The sequence below is a fragment of the Pseudomonas sp. genome (assembly GCF_037994325.1).
In the GTDB taxonomy this organism is placed as follows: Bacteria; Pseudomonadota; Gammaproteobacteria; order Pseudomonadales; family Pseudomonadaceae; genus Aquipseudomonas.
The window spans coordinates 1-14,764 of sequence record NZ_JBBNAH010000714.1; the positions used below are offsets into that span (position 1 = coordinate 1).

Below are 14,764 nucleotides of genomic sequence, written 5' to 3' on the forward strand. Positions count from 1 at the left end.
GGTAAAACCGCCGTCGTCCCCGCGCAGGCGGGGACCCAGGTGCGCCAATGCGTCGTTAGCCCATCAGGTGCGGGGTGCTTCGCGCAACAAGGGCTTCAACATCAACCCCACGCGGCAAGGTGCCGTATACGCGACCACCCTGGCCCAAGCGGCTGGCGATAAACGCGTCGGCCACCAATGCATTGCCGCCCTCCAGCAACAGCTTGGCTTGCAAGCCCACGGCCACATCTTCAGTGAGCTGACGGGCGCGGTATTGGATATCGGCGGTATCACGGAAACCGGCCTTGAGCCCTTCGATATGCGCTTTAAGCCGCGCATCACCATGGCCATCGCCCAGCTCGGCAAACAGCACATCAAGCACGCCCGGTTCTTTCGATAAGGCGCGCAATACGTCGAGGCACTGCACATTGCCGGAGCCCTCCCACGTGGAGTTCACCGGCGCCTCGCGGTACAGGCGCGGCAAGATGCTGTCTTCCACATAGCCAGCACCGCCCATGCATTCGGCGGCCTCGTTGATCATTGCTGGGGCACGTTTGCAGATCCAATACTTGCCCACGGCGGTTACCAGGCGGGCGAATTTGTCTTCCGACTCAACGTGGGCATTATCCAGCGCCTTGCCCATGCGCAGGCTCAGGGCCAAGGCGGCTTCGCTTTCCAGGGCCAAGTCGGCCAGCACGTTTTGCATCAACGGCTGTTCGCTCAATACGCGCCCGCCCACCTTGCGGTGCGCGCAGTGGTGTGCGGCCTGGCTCAAGGCCTGGCGCATCAGCGCGCTGGAGCCAACCATGCAGTCAAAGCGGGTCATCGCCACCATTTCGATAATGGTCGGCACACCGCGCCCTTCTTCGCCCAGCATCCAGGCCAAGGCGCCACGGTATTCCACTTCGCTGGAGGCGTTCGAGCAGTTGCCCAGTTTGTTTTTCAAGCGCTGGATATAGAACTCGTTGCGCGTGCCATCCGGGCGGTGGCGCGGCAGCAAAAAGCAGCTCAAGCCCTTGTCGGTTTGCGCCAGGGTTAAAAAGGCATCGCACATCGGCGCCGAGCAGAACCACTTATGGCCGACCAATTCATAGGCCTGACCAGGGCCGGGAATGCCTACCGGATAGGCACGCGTAGTGTTGGCGCGCACATCGGTACCGCCTTGTTTCTCGGTCATGGCCATGCCGATGGTGGCGCCGGTTTTCTGGGCGATGGGCAGGTTGCGCGGGTCATATTCGGTGGCAAGAATTTTCGGCAGCCAGGCTTCGGCGACGTCCGGTTGCATACGCAGGGCCGGCACACTGGCGAAGGTCATGGTCAGCGGGCAACCGCTGCCGGCTTCGGCCTGGCTGTGCATATAGGTCATGGCGGCGCGGGCGACGTGGGCGCCGGCGCGCGGGTCGGTCCAGGGCATCGAGGTCAGGCCATGTTCGATGGCCGCCTGCATCAGCTGGTGATAAGCCGGGTGGAATTCCACCACGTCGAGGCGATGGCCATAGCGGTCGTGGCTTTTGAATACCGGCTTGTTTTCGTTGGCGAGAAAGCCGGCCGCCATCAACGGGCCGCCGGCCAATGCGCCGTAAACGTCGATACGCTCATGGGCCCAGGCGGCGCCGAAGTGGCGCGTCCACTCCTGCAATGGCAGGTCGGCGCGGTACAGGTTGATGCCGTCCAGCGCAGGCGGCTGATTACTGACTTCATGGGTTTCGGCAAACGCGGCGTGGCTGTTCATGGCTGTAACTCCTCTGCACGCTCTGTGTTGGCAGAGAGTGCGCGTAAACAGAACGAGATAAGGGCGGCGCTGACGTCCGCCAATTGCAGCGCCGGCTCGCCTGCTTCGCGAGCGGCCCGGGCTTGTGGGGAAAGCGGCCCCACCAAGGCCTCACTGATGGCGCCGACCAAACAGGCCGCGCTCACCGAAACAAAAGGCGCATGAAAAGCCCCGGCCTTAACCCCCTGTTCGATCACCTGCCCCAACTGCGCGGCATAGGCTTCGCGAAACGCCAAGCGGCGCTCGTCGACTTCCGGGTCCACGGGCTCGGCAATCAGGGCAAAAGCCAGGCGCCGGCTTTGCCAGGCGCGGGCCGCGAATTGCTCCAGCGCCTTGGCCAGGCGTTCAGGCGCGCTGCCTGGCAGGGCCAAGGTGGCGGTCATGGCATCGACTTCGCGCTGGCTGGCGCGGGCAAACACCTGCGCCGCCAATTCACCTTTACCGCGAAAGTGTCGGTACAAGCTGCCGGTGGCGATGCCCACCCGCTCGGCCAAGCTTTGCATGGTCAGCGCGGCAAAGCCGCCCTCTGCCACCAGCAGCAATGCACAATCGAGAATGCGCTCGCGCTGCTCTTGGTCGCGGTCAATGCGGGCGGCGCTGTGGCGGTAAGCCATGGTCTGAATCCTGATTCATTTTTAGCCAGTGAATCACGGTTCAGAGTTTCGATGAAGGGACGTATCGGCCAAATTGCAGGGGTGCAGACGTAGGGCGTACCGGCTTAGGACGCCGTCTTCAACAAGCGTTCTTCAGTGATCTGCGAGCCAGAGAGCTCGCGAATAAACAGCCCCAGCAGCTCGGCCTGACTGCCGATGCCGAGCTTGGCGTAGATATTTTTGCGATGGATTTTCACCGTGCCGGGGCTGATCTCCAAATGCCCCGCCACCGAAGCACTGGAGTGCCCACGCAGCAGCAATTGCACTATTTCCTGCTCGCGGGCGGTCAGGCTGTGGGCGCCGAACTCGTCAAACGCGGCACGAATTTTATGGTCCAGATCCTGCGCTGAACGCGGCTGCACCCGGCATTGCTGCCAGGCCTCGCGTACCACTTGCACCACTACCGCCTCGGCACATTCGAGCATCTGCACTTCATCGCGACTAAAGGCCGGGCTGGTGGTGCTGCGCATCAGCGACAACACCGCTTTGGCGCCATCGGCTAAGTCGACAAAAAACGCCACCTCCTCCGCCAAACCGGTGAGCTGGTAGTAGTTGAGGTAGTACTCGCCAAGATAAAAATGGTCCGGCGCAAACTGCCGCAAACGCCACAGCCCAGGCGCTTGGTTGCGCGTGCAGGCGAGATAAAACGGGTCGAGCAGGTAAGGCCCAACCTGGTAGTCATCGACGTAGATTTTGCGTTTGTCAGCGGCAAAGGTGTCGAACAGGGCCAGCGGCCGATGATTGCCTTCGTAGACAAAGAGGACGAAATGGTCGACCGCGCAGATCTGTTTCAACCACTGGCTCAAGCCCAACAAGCGCGGACGGCCGTTGGGTAAGTTGAGTAAATGGGCGAATCCGCTGGTCCAGTGTTTCAGATCCTTATGGCGCATGGTTGGCGTCTATGGGCAGAAAGGTGAGTGGAACCCCGACTATAGATGTTCCGTCAGGCGTTCAGAATAGCGAACAAGAATGCAGGATTTGCGCCACAGCCGGCCACGCCCCTGGCGGCGCGGCGCGCTCTGGGTTATCGGCACATTCACGCACCAGCCTGGCCCGTGGGGCACCAGTAAACGTCACTCGAGGTAACGTAGTAGCGGCGCAGAGCGTCAACCTGACCTGCCAGCTATGCTTGCCTAAATTCGATGCCGCAGGGTGTACAGCCCTCACCCTACGGATCGGCCTTACCCTTTGGTCATGGTGGTAACTAGATAGTGATTCCTCTGTTGGTCTGCGACGACTCCATGATGGCGCGCAAGCAGTTGATCCGTTCCTTGCCGGCGGATTGGCCAGTTTCTATCACCCAGGCGACTCAGGGCCAGGAAGCGATGGAGGCGATCCGTCAGGGCCTTGGCCAGGTGGTGCTACTCGACCTGACCATGCCGGTAATGGACGGCTACGAAGTGCTTGCTGCACTCCGCGCCGAAGGCCTGGCGGCCAAGGTGGTGGTGGTTTCCGGCGACGTGCAGGAAGAAGCCATGCGCCGGGTGATGGAATTGGGCGCCCTGGCCTTTATCAAGAAACCGGCCGAGCCGGAAATTCTGCGGCAAACCCTCGAACGCTTGAACCTGCTGGGCACGCCGGCCAAACCTGCAGATATACCGTTGCGGCCGGACTTCGAGCTCAAGGTGAATTTCCGCGATGCGCTGCGCGAGATCAGCAACGTCGCCATGGGCCGCGCTGCCGCCCTGCTGGCCAAGGTGCTGGGGGTGTTTGTTGAGCTGCCGGTGCCGAGCGTGAACATCTTTGAGGTCAGCGAGCTGCATATGACCTTGGCCGACGCTCAGCGCGGCGAACGCTTTAGTGCGCTGTGCCAGGGTTTTATCGGCGACGGCATAGCTGGCGAGGCGCTGCTGCTGTTTCACGATTCGGAAATCAGCGACATCGGCAAGCTGTTCAAGTGGCAGCCCAAGGATGAGCGCGAGGTCTCAGAGATGCTGCTGGACCTGGCCAGCATTCTGATCGGCGCCTGCCTTAGCGGTATTTCCGAGCAGATTGATGTGCGCTTTTCCCAAGGCCACCCGCAACTACTCGGCTTGCACAGCTCGATCGAAAGCCTGATCACCGTAAACCAGAAACGCTGGCGTAAAACCCTGGCGGTGGAGATCAGCTACAGCCTGGAAGGCCACGATGTGCACTTCGACCTGTTGCTGCTGTTTACCGAAGATTCAATCCAGCGCCTGACGTACAAAATCAATTACCTGATGAACTGAGACCCAGCCTATGCCTGCGCAGATCGACATCAAAGAGGTTCACTGGCTGCTGGATATCGTGCAATGCATCGATGTGGGCGTGATCGTGCTCGACCGCCAATACCGGGTGGAAGTGTTTAACAGCTTTATGGAAAACCACTCAGGCCTGGGCCCGGATGAGGTGCAAGGCAAGTCGTTGTTTGCGCTGTTCAAGGAAATTGACGAAGACTGGTTTCGGCGCAAGGTCGACACCGTTGTCACCCTTGGCACCCGCGCCTTTAGCTTGTGGGAACAGCGGCCGTACTTGGTGCATTTCAAAAATTACCAACCCATCACCGGGCGCGTCGACTTTATGTACCAGAACGTCACCCTACTGCCGCTGGCCGCCAGCAGTGGCCAGGTCGAGCATATTTGCGTGGTGATTTACGACGCGACGGAAGCGGCGGTGCATAAAAACGCCTCATAAGCGCGAGCGCTGCTGTACAGGCAGCCATAAAAAATGCCCCGTCTCTTTCGAAACGGGGCATTTTTTTTTAACGCCTATTCAGCTGGCTACCTATTCACGCTGGCTGAACGTGGCGAGCTTTGTAGCCCTACCACTCAGGACGACGTGCTTGGCGTCACTGGCGGAACCGGCGTTGCGGCCGGAGTGCTCGCAGCAGCCGGCGTTGGCGCCGGTGTGGGTGCAGGAGCAGCGGGTTTGGCAACGGCAGCAGGCTTGGCAGCAGCCGGCTTAGGTGCAGATTTAGCGGCTGGCTTTACCGCCGGTTTAGCGGCGGCAGGCTTGGCAGCTGGCTTGGCGGCAGCGGGTTTCGCTGCTGGCTTGGCGGCGGGTTTAGCAGCCGGTTTCGCTGCTGGTTTAGCGGCAGCTTTCACCGCTGGTTTTGCCGCAGGCTTAGCGGCAGGTTTGGCCGCCGCTTTTGCAGCGGGCTTCGCCGCAGGCTTGGCAGCTGCTTTCACAGCCGGTTTAGCCGCTGCTTTTACCAGCGCTTTAGCCGCAGGTTTGGCAGCCGCTTTCACCGCAGGCTTGGCCGCAGCCGCCGCTTTGGCAACAGGTTTGGCTGCTGCTTTCGCTGCAGGTTTTACCGCCGCTTTAACCGCGGGTTTGGCAGCCGGCTTGGCTGCAGCTTTCGCCGCAGGTTTAGCAGCGGCTTTAGGCGCTGGTTTAGCGGCTACGGTTTTGGCCGAGACACCGGTCAATTTTTCCAGCTGTTTGGTCAAGGTATCGACTTTGCTGTTCAGCGATTTCACTTCATTACGGCTCGGTACACCGAGGCGCGAAATGGCGCTGTTCAGACGTTTATCAAAGGCTTCTTCAAGCTCACCCCACTTGCCGATCGCCAGATCTTTAACTTCATCGACCTTGGATTTGGCCGACTTGGCAGAAGACTTAGCCGACGACTTAACGGCGCCTACTTGCTTCTCGACTTCGCTCTTAGCCAGCTTCTCGGCTTTCTCGCCATCGGTTACCAGGGTATCGAACAGCTTGGTGCCGTCCTTACTGATCTTCGAATAAGCGCCCAGCCCAGCCAGCCAGATTTGGCGCGAGTATTTCTCTACTTCGCCAATCCACGAGCTGCTTTGTTTTTCGACTTTCTTTTTAGCAACCATCCCGCTCTCCTTATTGAGTCTTAGCGACACGTGCAACCAACGCATTCAGCACGTCCAGCTTAGCAGAGAGCGCATCAACATCCTGGCGCGAAGGGATACCAAAACGATTTAGTGCTTTGGCCACCCGACGATCGAAAATTTTCTCGATTTTGTCGAACTGCACTTCAACTTTGCTTTTGACGCTGGAGACATTGCTGCTGACAGAATTTTTCACCGAGTCGATCTGGCTGTTCGCCGCTTCGACTTGCACTGAGACCAGCTTTTTACCTTGTCGTTCGATACCTTCGCCGGCAGTTACCAGGCCTTTGATATAGCCCGCACCTTCTTTGCCCGCTTTGGCGTAAGCGCCCAAACCGGCCAACCAGATTTGCCGGCTGTAGTGTTTAACGTCGGTGAGTACGGAAGCGCTGCTTTCAACTTTTTTAGCGACTGCTTTTTTAGCTGCAACTTTGGCCATGGTGCACCTCACGAGAAAGTAAGAGAGAAACGCCTGCGAGTTGCAGGCATGCAGCCAAAGTAACGATGAAATTTAGAATTCACATACTAGGTTTGACCTTAGATTCTGGGTCCCCGCCTTCGCGGGGACGACGGGGATATTCACCCTCCATCGTCATTCCCGCGCAGGCGGGAATCCAGAATTGCGCAACAAGCGCGGATGCGGCAACTAACTCAACGACTCATCCAACCCCTTCTCAATCTCGCGTTTAATGGTGCCGCTCAACGCCGACAACATCAGCCCCAACTTCAGTTCCACACGCACGCTGTCGTCGCCCACTTCAATGCTGCCGTCAGCGCCGCTGCGTTTGAACTCCAAGACATCTCCATTCCACTGGTAACGCACGGCGTATTCCTGGGCCAGGCGTTCGGCCAGTTCTTCGGCTTTGGCGCGGGCGCCTTCACGACCAAGGGTGTGGGAACGTTCGACGGTAATGCGGGCCATAGTTGGCAACTCCTGCGACCATAAGTCGCGCGACTATAACGCGTGCCTAAGGCGATGGGCAGCAACACAGGCGCCCAACGCGTACGCCTTGCCAAGACAAAGCCCACGACGGCGATTAGAATGGCCGGCACTTTCTTCCGGTGACCGCATATGAACGATCCGCGCAAAGGCAGTGATGCCGAACCGACTACCCACTTCGGCTACCAGAGCGTGCCGGAAAGCCAGAAGGCCGACAAAGTCGCCGAGGTTTTCCATTCCGTAGCTGCCAAATATGACTTGATGAATGACCTGATGTCCGCTGGCGTACATCGCCTGTGGAAGCGCTTCACCATCGAGCTGTCCGGCGTACGTACCGGCAACCGCGTGTTGGATATCGCTGGCGGCACGGGCGATTTGACCAAGCAGTTTTCCCGTTTGGTTGGACCCACCGGCGAAGTGGTGCTGGCCGATATCAATGCCTCGATGCTGAAAGTGGGCCGCGACAAACTGCTCGACAGCGGTGTGGCTGGCAATATTCAGTTCGTCCAGGCGGACGCGGAAAAGCTGCCATTCCCGGATAACCATTTCGACTGCGTGACCATCGCGTTTGGTCTGCGCAACGTCACCCATAAAGACGCCGCCATCCGTTCCATGCTGCGGGTGCTCAAGCCCGGTGGCCGTTTGCTGATTCTGGAATTCTCCAAGCCCACCAGCAATCTGCTGTCCAAAGCCTACGATGCCTACTCGTTCAGCCTGCTGCCGTTGATGGGCAAACTGATCACCAATGACTCGGAAAGCTACCGCTACCTGGCGGAGTCGATCCGTATGCACCCGGATCAGGAAACCCTCAAGGCCATGATGGTCGAGGCCGGTTTTGAACGCGCCACGTACCACAACATGACAGGCGGCATTGTCGCCCTGCACCGCGGTATCAAACCCTGATGCTGACTCAGGCACTGCTGGCCACTGCCGAAAGCGGCATCAACCGCGTGTTGCGTCTGGATGCGAGGGCCATGCCGCGCCTGGCGCACCTGGCCGGCAAAGTAATTGCCGTCGATTGCAGCGCCCCGGCCTTGCAGGTGTTTATCCTCGCCGATGGTGCCGGCCTGCGCCTGGCCGCGCACTGGGATGGCGACATCGCCTGCCGCCTGCGCGCCCCGGCCAGCAGCTTGCTGCGCCTGGCCACCAGCAAAGACAAAACTGCGGTATTGCATAGCCCTGAAGTTGAACTGGATGGCGACAGCGCTGTGCTGCTCGACCTCGCTGGCGTGCTGCAAGACCTGGAGCTGGACTGGGAATACGAGCTGGCCCGTTGGCTCGGCCCAGTCGGCAGCCAATTGCTCAGCGGCCACCTGAAAAGCCGTGCCCGCTGGACGACCCAGAACCTCGACAGCCTGCGCCAGAACCTGGCCGACTACCTGGCCGAAGAATCGCGCACCCTGGTGGGCGAAAACGAAGCCCAGGCCCGTTTTGCCGAACTGGACGACCTTAAGCTGGCTCTCGACCGCCTCGATGCGCGCGTTGAGCGCCTAGCCCTGACACTCACCCCAAAACCTAGCGAACCCGCATGAGCCTGCTTGCCGTCCGCCGTTTGTTGCGCATTCAGCGCGTGGTTATTCGCTACCGTCTCGATGACCTGATCCTCGAACTGCCGTTGCCCTGGTGGCTGCGTGCGGTCGGTTATTTCCTGCCCTGGCGCTGGTTGCCACGGCGCAAGCTTGCGCTTAGCCGCGGCGAACGCGTACGCCTGGCGTTGCAGGATTTGGGGCCAATCTTTATCAAGTTCGGCCAACTGCTTTCCACCCGTCGCGACTTGCTACCGGTGGATATGGCCGATGAATTGGCCTTTCTGCAGGACCAGGTGCCGCCGTTTGATTCCGCCCATTCCCTGGCGCTGATCGAAGCGCAGTTGGGCGCCAAGGTTGGCGACGTGTTCTCCCGTTTCGACAGCCAGCCACTGGCCTCAGCCTCGGTCGCGCAGGTGCACGCCGCACAACTGCGCAGCGGTGAAGAAGTGGTGGTGAAAGTGATTCGCCCAGGCTTAAAGCCGGTGATTCGCGCCGATATCGCCTGGCTGTTCTTGCTGGCCAAACTGGCCGAGCGAGTGTCGGCCGAAGCGCGCCGTTTGCACCCGGTGGAAGTGGTCAGCGACTACGAAAAAACCATCTATGACGAGCTCGACTTGCTGCGCGAGGCGGCCAACGCCAGCCAGCTGCGACGCAACTTTGAAGGCTCGCCGCTGCTCTACGTGCCCCAGGTTTACTGGGACTGGTGCCGCCCGCAAGTGCTGGTGATGGAGCGCATCTACGGCGTGCAGGTCACCGATATGGCCACCCTCGCCGACCAGCGCACCGACCTGAAACTGCTCGCCGAACGTGGCGTAGAGATCTTCTTTACCCAGGTGTTTCGCGACAGCTTTTTCCACGCCGATATGCACCCGGGCAATATTTTTGTCAGCACCCGCACGCCGTGGAGCCCGCAGTACATTGCTATCGACTGCGGCATTATCGGCAGCCTGACGCCAGAGGATCAGGACTACCTGGCGCGCAACCTGATCGCCTTCTTTAAGCGCGATTACCGCAAGGTTGCCCAGCTGCATATCGACTCCGGTTGGGTGCCGGCGGAAACCAAGGTCAATGATTTTGAAGCCGCGATTCGCACCGTCTGCGAGCCGATTTTCGAGCGGCCGCTGAAAGATATTTCCTTTGGTTTGCTGCTGATGCGCCTGTTCCAGACCGCGCGACGCTTCAATATGGAGATTCAGCCGCAGTTGGTGTTGCTGCAAAAAACCCTGCTGAATATCGAAGGCCTGGGCCGTCAGCTGTACCCGGACCTGGACCTGTGGACCACTGCCCAACCGTTCCTGGAGCGGTGGATGCGTGAGCGGGTCAGCCCGAAAAGCTTGCTGCAAAACCTGCAATCCCAGGTCGAGCAAGTGCCACACCTGGCCCATATGACCCGCGAGTTGCTCGAACGTATGGCCCAGCCACATCTGCATAATCCGCCGCTCAACCAGCAAGCGGATCGCGACCATTGGGCCCTGCGCCTGGTCGGCACGGCGCTATTGGGCGGCGGTATTACCCTCGCTTTGGCAGCCGCCAGTGTGACCGTGGCGGCGCTGTGGCCGGCCGGGTTGATGAGCGCCAGCGGTCTGTACCTGATCCTGCGCCGATAGCCAGTAACGCCCTCAGCTGGCAAACTCGCCAGACGATTTGCCGGGCCAGACCCGATTGATGGAATTGCAATGAACGATTGGCTAGACGAGATCAACTGGAACAGTGACGGCCTGGTGCCGGCCATTGCCCAAGACTACAAAACCGGCCGCGTACTGATGATGGCCTGGATGAACCGCGAGGCCTTGAGCCTTACTGCTGCTGAGCAGCGCGCTATTTACTGGTCGCGCTCGCGCGGCAAGCTCTGGCGCAAAGGCGAAGAGTCCGGGCATGTGCAAAAACTGCATGAGATGCGCCTGGACTGCGACGAAGACGTGATCATTCTGATGGTCGAGCAATTGGGTGGCATCGCGTGCCACACCGGCCGCGAAAGCTGCTTCTACCGTGTCTATGAAAATGGCGGCTGGACAGCCGTCGACCCGGTGCTGAAAGACCCGCACGCCATCTATGCCGCAGGACACAGCCATGAGTGAGACCTCCCTGTCGGACACCCTTAGCCGCGTTGCTCAAGTGCTTGAAGAGCGCAAAGGCGCCGCGCCGGACAGCTCCTATGTGGCCAGCCTGTACCACAAGGGTTTGAACAAGATTCTGGAAAAGGTTGGTGAGGAATCGGTGGAAACCATCCTCGCCGCCAAAGATGCCGCCGTCAGCGGTGATTGCAGCGACCTGATCTACGAAACCGCCGACCTGTGGTTCCACAGCCTGGTGATGCTCGCCCACTTGGGGCAGAACCCCCAGGCGGTGCTGGATGAACTGGACCGGCGTTTCGGTTTGTCCGGGCATGCGGAAAAAGCCGCCCGCGACCCTTCTTAAAATCTGCTTATCGAGAGGAACAGTTCCATGGGTATTTTTGACTGGAAACACTGGGTCGTCATTCTGATCGTCGTTGTGCTGGTGTTCGGTACCAAGAAGCTCAAGGGCCTGGGTGGCGACGTGGGCGAAGCCATCAAAGGCTTTCGCAAAGCCATGAACGATGATGAAAAACCGGCTGAGCCAGTAGCGCCCGTACCGCCTACGGCGGCGCCACAGGCACCGCTGAACCAACCGCATACCATCGACGCGCACGCGCAGAAAGTCGACGAGCCAGCGCGCAAGGACTAACCCATGTTTGGCATTAGCTTCGGCGAATTGCTGCTGGTGGGCCTGGTGGCCCTGCTGGTGCTCGGCCCAGAACGCCTGCCCGGTGCCGCGCGCACCGCAGGCCTGTGGATCGGCCGCCTGAAACGCAGCTTCAATGCGATCAAACAGGAAGTGGAACGCGAAATCGGCGCCGATGAAATTCGTCGCCAGCTACACAACGAGCACATTCTGGCCCTGGAGCAGGAAGCGCGGAACGCCATCGCACCACCGCAAGTGCCGGCGGCACCACCGCTGGCCCAGGCTGATGCGATTGCCTCGCCGGCGCCGGTCGCGGCTGTTGCGCCGCCCGTAGTTGCGACAGAGCCCGCCCCCGCAGCGCCTGCAACAGCGCCAGTTGCCGAGCCAGTTAACGAGCAGCAAGGCCAGCTGGACTTGCCCGTTCCACCTCAACCGCCGCGAGCCCCATGAGCGCAGACACCCCGGAAAACGACCAGCAAATGCCGCTGGTTTCGCACCTCACCGAGCTGCGCACGCGCCTGCTGCGCTGCGTGGCCGCGACCTTTCTGATCTTCGCCGGCCTGTTTTATTTCGCCCGCGACATTTACACCATCGCTTCTGAGCCGCTGCGCCGCTTTTTGCCCGAAGGCGCGACGATGATCGCCATCGACCCGGCCTCGGCATTTTTGGCGCCGCTGAAACTGACCATGGTCATCGCCCTGTTCGCCAGCATGCCGGTGATTTTGTACCAAGCCTGGGGCTTTATTGCCCCCGGTCTGTACAAACACGAAAAGCGCATCGCCGTGCCACTGCTGACCTCCAGCGTGGTGCTGTTTTACGGCGGTATGGCATTTGCCTACTTCCTGGTGTTGCCGCTGATTTACCACTTCTTGCTCGGCTCGGCGCCGGTGGGCGTAACGCCGATGACCGATATCAACACCTACCTCGACTCGGTGCTGACCCTGCTTTTCGCCTTTGGCGTGGCCTTTGAGATCCCGGTAGCGGTGGTGCTGCTGGTGATTATCGGCGTGGTCGATGTGGCGTACCTGAAGAAGATTCGCCCCTACGTGATCATTGGCTGCTTTGTAGTCGGCATGATCCTCACCCCGCCGGACCCGCTGTCGCAAACCCTGCTCGCGGTGCCTATGTGGATGCTGTTTGAAGTGGGCGTGTTTTTCGGCGGCATGGTGCGCAAACGCGCCCCGGAAAGTGAAAGCGACGCCCAACCGCCAGCCACCCAGCCGTGAACCTGCTGCTACTGGAAGACGCCGACTTTGTCGGCGCCGACCGCGTGATTCTGCGCGACCGGCGCCTGACCCATTTGCAGGACGTGCACCGCGCCGAATCGGGTGACAGCCTGCGGGTTGGCCGTATCGGCGGGCTGATGGGCACCGGGCAAATCGTGCGCCTGGAGGCCAACGAAGCCGAGCTGCAGATCAGCCTCGAGCAAGCGCCGCCAGAGAAGCTAGCGCTGACCCTGCTACTCGCCCTGCCCCGGCCGAAAATGCTCCGTCGCGTGCTGCAGACCGTCGCCAGCATGGGCGTGCCACGGCTGATCTTGCTTAACAGCTACCGCGTGGAAAAAAGCTTCTGGCAAACCCCGTTTCTGGAACCGGCGGCGATCCGCGAACAGCTGATTCTGGGCCTGGAGCAATCACGGGATACCGTGCTGCCCGACGTACGCATCGAAAAGCGCTTTAAACCCTTTGTAGAAGACCATCTGGCGCAAATCTGTGCCGGCACTCTGGGGTTGGTCGGCCATCCTGGCCAATACCCCGCGTGCCCGCGTGCGGTGGACGGCCCGGTGACCTTGGCCATTGGACCTGAGGGTGGCTGGATTCCCTACGAAGTGGAAAAGCTCGCCGAGGCAGGCTTGCAGCCCGTGCAATTAGGCGAGCGGATATTGCGGGTGGAAACGGCTGTAACAGCATTGGTGGCGCGACTGTTTTAACCTGCACGCCGCTTCTACGGGTAGAGGCGCGCGCTCCGCGCACCTCGTGCGCCCAAAGCGTCTGCCTAGTACTGGACTATTAGTCATACGAAAAAAATAATGGCATTTTTACCATGTAAACCTTGCCTATCTTCCGCTGCCCCGCCCTCTATGCACTCCGACACTTATTAATTAAAACAACGGTAAGACCAGTATATTTAATTTGTAGCCTTTTTCAGACTTCATTCTCAACGCATTGATAAAAACCGAGAAATAGCGGAGTTTAATTACCAACACCTTTTATTAAACAGCAAAATCTTAAAGCACTCCGCCGCCGCTTTTTAACGGAAGGATTAATGCCATGATCGCAATAACATTAGATAGGCGCGATGAGAAACCAACACATTTGGCTGCTGTAGAACCTTCTAAAAAACAACCTCCACAAGCAATACGAAACAAACGTAAATCCTCTTTCTTAAATAGCCTTAATAGAAACCTGGCTATATGCGGAACCACTTGCACCCTACCCACGCTCACCGTTACCGCAATCACGTTAATGCTCACGTCCCCGCCAACTCTGGCCGTAGTTGGCGGCGAGCGCACATCCGAATACTGGGTCGTACAAGTCTTTGATATTGATGACCACAAAAAGATAGGCACTTGCACGGGGGCGGCATTAAGTGCCGAGCTGGTCATTACTGCCAAGCATTGCATAGCCAGCGATGTGGTTTATCCAGACGGTGCTAACGTCCCTGTACATAGCCGAAGGGACGTTCCTCAGTCCGACATTCAACTGCTCACTTTGAGCTATGCGCACCCGTTGGCCGCCTACCCGCCCCTGGGTCCAAACTTCCTTGCCGAAGGCACCGTGCTAAGCGCGGGCACGGTGGGCACGGCCTATGGATACGGCAAGGGGGGTGAGCAAAAAAGCCTGGACGTCGTATTAGAAGCTCACGCGCCATGGGGGCCTTGGGTTGAAGGGCTGCGCACCGCACCAGCCAACGGCGAATTTGAGCCGGGCGACTCCGGCGGCGCGCTGATGGTTGATGAGAAATTGGTCGGCATATTAAAAGGAGGCGGCCGTGAACCCAGCGATAACCACGCGCTGGGCTTTTTTCACGGTATTTCGTCCGTGTATTCAACGTTAAGACAACTCCAGCATCACCGAGAGTTTCGCGATGTAGCTATCAATCGTTCGCCGCCTCCATGGATAAGCGCTGTCAATATCGAAGACGGTAAACTTTCCGTCACCATGAGCTCTACGCTTATCAACTCAGGCAAAAATGTGGGCTTCTGGAAAAATGGGGTCTATATCGGCAACGTCAAAGATGACGTCTCCTACTACTGCCAAAAGACAAACTTTGACGGGGGATCGGTCATATCACCTAGCACTCCACTTAACGACGGCGACCTTATTCAAATTGGCATACGTATGGGCGATAACAGCCCGGAGTCCTCGAAG

Annotated in this window: 18 protein-coding genes; 12 read left to right on the forward strand and 6 right to left on the reverse strand. The window is 59.3% G+C overall.

Going from position 1 to position 14,764, the window contains the following annotated elements:
• Window positions 1-55: 55 nt before the first annotated feature.
• The 3 genes from AAAB16_RS23580 to AAAB16_RS23590 all read right to left on the reverse strand — a co-directional run bounded on the left by AAAB16_RS23580 (window position 56) and on the right by AAAB16_RS23590 (window position 3,293).
• Window positions 56-1,711: an acyl-CoA dehydrogenase family protein gene (locus AAAB16_RS23580; protein ID WP_340665533.1), complete on the reverse strand. Its 1,656-nt coding sequence runs from the start codon at window positions 1,709-1,711 to the stop codon at window positions 56-58.
• Entirely contained in the window at window positions 1,708-2,364 is a 657-nt protein-coding gene (locus tag AAAB16_RS23585) for a TetR family transcriptional regulator (RefSeq protein ID WP_340665534.1), read from the reverse strand. The genes AAAB16_RS23580 and AAAB16_RS23585 overlap by 4 nt, the downstream gene beginning before the upstream one ends.
• A 104-nt stretch (window positions 2,365-2,468) precedes the next feature.
• Window positions 2,469-3,293 (reverse strand): helix-turn-helix transcriptional regulator, encoded by an 825-nt coding sequence (locus tag AAAB16_RS23590; RefSeq protein ID WP_340665535.1) that lies wholly within the window; start codon window positions 3,291-3,293, stop codon window positions 2,469-2,471.
• A gap of 321 nt (window positions 3,294-3,614) precedes the next feature.
• On the opposite strand from AAAB16_RS23590, the gene AAAB16_RS23595 reads away from it, so the two are divergent.
• Entirely contained in the window at window positions 3,615-4,613 is a 999-nt protein-coding gene (locus tag AAAB16_RS23595; RefSeq protein WP_340665536.1) for a response regulator, read from the forward strand.
• A 10-nt stretch (window positions 4,614-4,623) separates the two neighbouring features.
• Entirely contained in the window at window positions 4,624-5,058 is a 435-nt protein-coding gene (locus tag AAAB16_RS23600) for a PAS domain-containing protein (protein ID WP_340665537.1), read from the forward strand.
• Between the two features lie 134 nt (window positions 5,059-5,192).
• Here the strand turns inward: AAAB16_RS23600 and AAAB16_RS23605 are convergent, their stop codons facing one another.
• From AAAB16_RS23605 to AAAB16_RS23615, 3 genes are all read right to left on the reverse strand, one after another.
• A complete protein-coding gene (locus AAAB16_RS23605; protein ID WP_340665538.1) occupies window positions 5,193-6,203 on the reverse strand; it encodes a phasin family protein in 1,011 nt (336 codons plus the stop codon).
• A 10-nt stretch (window positions 6,204-6,213) separates the two neighbouring features.
• On the reverse strand, window positions 6,214-6,660 hold the full coding sequence (locus AAAB16_RS23610; protein ID WP_340665539.1) for a phasin family protein: 447 nt from the start codon (window positions 6,658-6,660) through the stop codon (window positions 6,214-6,216).
• 207 nt (window positions 6,661-6,867) lie between these two features.
• Complete coding sequence (locus tag AAAB16_RS23615; RefSeq protein WP_340665540.1) at window positions 6,868-7,143, reverse strand: polyhydroxyalkanoic acid system family protein; 276 nt, start codon at window positions 7,141-7,143, stop codon at window positions 6,868-6,870.
• Between the two features lie 150 nt (window positions 7,144-7,293).
• On the opposite strand from AAAB16_RS23615, the gene ubiE reads away from it, so the two are divergent.
• From ubiE to AAAB16_RS23665, 10 genes are all read left to right on the forward strand, one after another.
• The gene (gene ubiE / locus AAAB16_RS23620) at window positions 7,294-8,064 is read left to right on the forward strand and encodes a bifunctional demethylmenaquinone methyltransferase/2-methoxy-6-polyprenyl-1,4-benzoquinol methylase UbiE (protein ID WP_110617075.1); all 771 of its coding nucleotides are present in this window, start codon (window positions 7,294-7,296) and stop codon (window positions 8,062-8,064) included.
• Entirely contained in the window at window positions 8,064-8,693 is a 630-nt protein-coding gene (locus AAAB16_RS23625; protein ID WP_340665541.1) for an SCP2 sterol-binding domain-containing protein, read from the forward strand. The genes ubiE and AAAB16_RS23625 overlap by 1 nt, the downstream gene beginning before the upstream one ends.
• Window positions 8,690-10,297, forward strand: a complete 1,608-nt coding sequence (ubiB, locus tag AAAB16_RS23630; RefSeq protein WP_340665542.1) for a ubiquinone biosynthesis regulatory protein kinase UbiB — start codon at window positions 8,690-8,692, stop codon at window positions 10,295-10,297. The genes AAAB16_RS23625 and ubiB overlap by 4 nt, the downstream gene beginning before the upstream one ends.
• Before the next feature lie 69 nt (window positions 10,298-10,366).
• Window positions 10,367-10,768 (forward strand): phosphoribosyl-AMP cyclohydrolase, encoded by a 402-nt coding sequence (hisI, locus tag AAAB16_RS23635; protein ID WP_340665543.1) that lies wholly within the window; start codon window positions 10,367-10,369, stop codon window positions 10,766-10,768.
• A 7-nt stretch (window positions 10,769-10,775) separates the two neighbouring features.
• A complete protein-coding gene (locus AAAB16_RS23640) occupies window positions 10,776-11,108 on the forward strand; it encodes a phosphoribosyl-ATP diphosphatase (protein ID WP_110617156.1) in 333 nt (110 codons plus the stop codon).
• A 27-nt stretch (window positions 11,109-11,135) separates the two neighbouring features.
• Window positions 11,136-11,396, forward strand: coding sequence for a twin-arginine translocase TatA/TatE family subunit (locus AAAB16_RS23645; protein ID WP_110617079.1), 261 nt, complete (start codon window positions 11,136-11,138; stop codon window positions 11,394-11,396).
• Window positions 11,397-11,399: 3 nt separating this feature from the next.
• The gene (gene tatB, locus AAAB16_RS23650; protein WP_340665544.1) at window positions 11,400-11,843 is read left to right on the forward strand and encodes a Sec-independent protein translocase protein TatB; all 444 of its coding nucleotides are present in this window, start codon (window positions 11,400-11,402) and stop codon (window positions 11,841-11,843) included.
• Window positions 11,840-12,619: a twin-arginine translocase subunit TatC gene (gene tatC / locus AAAB16_RS23655; protein WP_340665545.1), complete on the forward strand. Its 780-nt coding sequence runs from the start codon at window positions 11,840-11,842 to the stop codon at window positions 12,617-12,619. The genes tatB and tatC overlap by 4 nt, the downstream gene beginning before the upstream one ends.
• Entirely contained in the window at window positions 12,616-13,323 is a 708-nt protein-coding gene (locus AAAB16_RS23660; RefSeq protein WP_340665546.1) for a 16S rRNA (uracil(1498)-N(3))-methyltransferase, read from the forward strand. The genes tatC and AAAB16_RS23660 overlap by 4 nt, the downstream gene beginning before the upstream one ends.
• 340 nt (window positions 13,324-13,663) lie before the next feature.
• The coding region (locus tag AAAB16_RS23665) for a trypsin-like serine protease (protein WP_340665547.1) at window positions 13,664-14,764 on the forward strand (1,101 nt) is incomplete at its 3' end.

What these genes read in the sequence shown, in the direction of transcription:
- ubiB (WP_340665542.1), top strand. Translation starts at nt 8,690, where the DNA reads ATGAGCCTGCTTGCCGTCCGCCGTTTGTTGCGCATTCAGCGCGTGGTT.
- tatC (WP_340665545.1), top strand. Translation starts at nt 11,840, where the DNA reads ATGAGCGCAGACACCCCGGAAAACGACCAGCAAATGCCGCTGGTTTCG.
- AAAB16_RS23615 (WP_340665540.1), bottom strand. Translation starts at nt 7,143, where the DNA reads ATGGCCCGCATTACCGTCGAACGTTCCCACACCCTTGGTCGTGAAGGC.
- AAAB16_RS23580 (WP_340665533.1), bottom strand. Translation starts at nt 1,711, where the DNA reads ATGAACAGCCACGCCGCGTTTGCCGAAACCCATGAAGTCAGTAATCAG.
- AAAB16_RS23590 (WP_340665535.1), bottom strand. Translation starts at nt 3,293, where the DNA reads ATGCGCCATAAGGATCTGAAACACTGGACCAGCGGATTCGCCCATTTA.
- AAAB16_RS23605 (WP_340665538.1), bottom strand. Translation starts at nt 6,203, where the DNA reads ATGGTTGCTAAAAAGAAAGTCGAAAAACAAAGCAGCTCGTGGATTGGC.
- AAAB16_RS23625 (WP_340665541.1), top strand. Translation starts at nt 8,064, where the DNA reads ATGCTGACTCAGGCACTGCTGGCCACTGCCGAAAGCGGCATCAACCGC.
- hisI (WP_340665543.1), top strand. Translation starts at nt 10,367, where the DNA reads ATGAACGATTGGCTAGACGAGATCAACTGGAACAGTGACGGCCTGGTG.
- ubiE (WP_110617075.1), top strand. Translation starts at nt 7,294, where the DNA reads ATGAACGATCCGCGCAAAGGCAGTGATGCCGAACCGACTACCCACTTC.
- AAAB16_RS23645 (WP_110617079.1), top strand. Translation starts at nt 11,136, where the DNA reads ATGGGTATTTTTGACTGGAAACACTGGGTCGTCATTCTGATCGTCGTT.
- AAAB16_RS23600 (WP_340665537.1), top strand. Translation starts at nt 4,624, where the DNA reads ATGCCTGCGCAGATCGACATCAAAGAGGTTCACTGGCTGCTGGATATC.
- tatB (WP_340665544.1), top strand. Translation starts at nt 11,400, where the DNA reads ATGTTTGGCATTAGCTTCGGCGAATTGCTGCTGGTGGGCCTGGTGGCC.
- AAAB16_RS23610 (WP_340665539.1), bottom strand. Translation starts at nt 6,660, where the DNA reads ATGGCCAAAGTTGCAGCTAAAAAAGCAGTCGCTAAAAAAGTTGAAAGC.
- AAAB16_RS23585 (WP_340665534.1), bottom strand. Translation starts at nt 2,364, where the DNA reads ATGGCTTACCGCCACAGCGCCGCCCGCATTGACCGCGACCAAGAGCAG.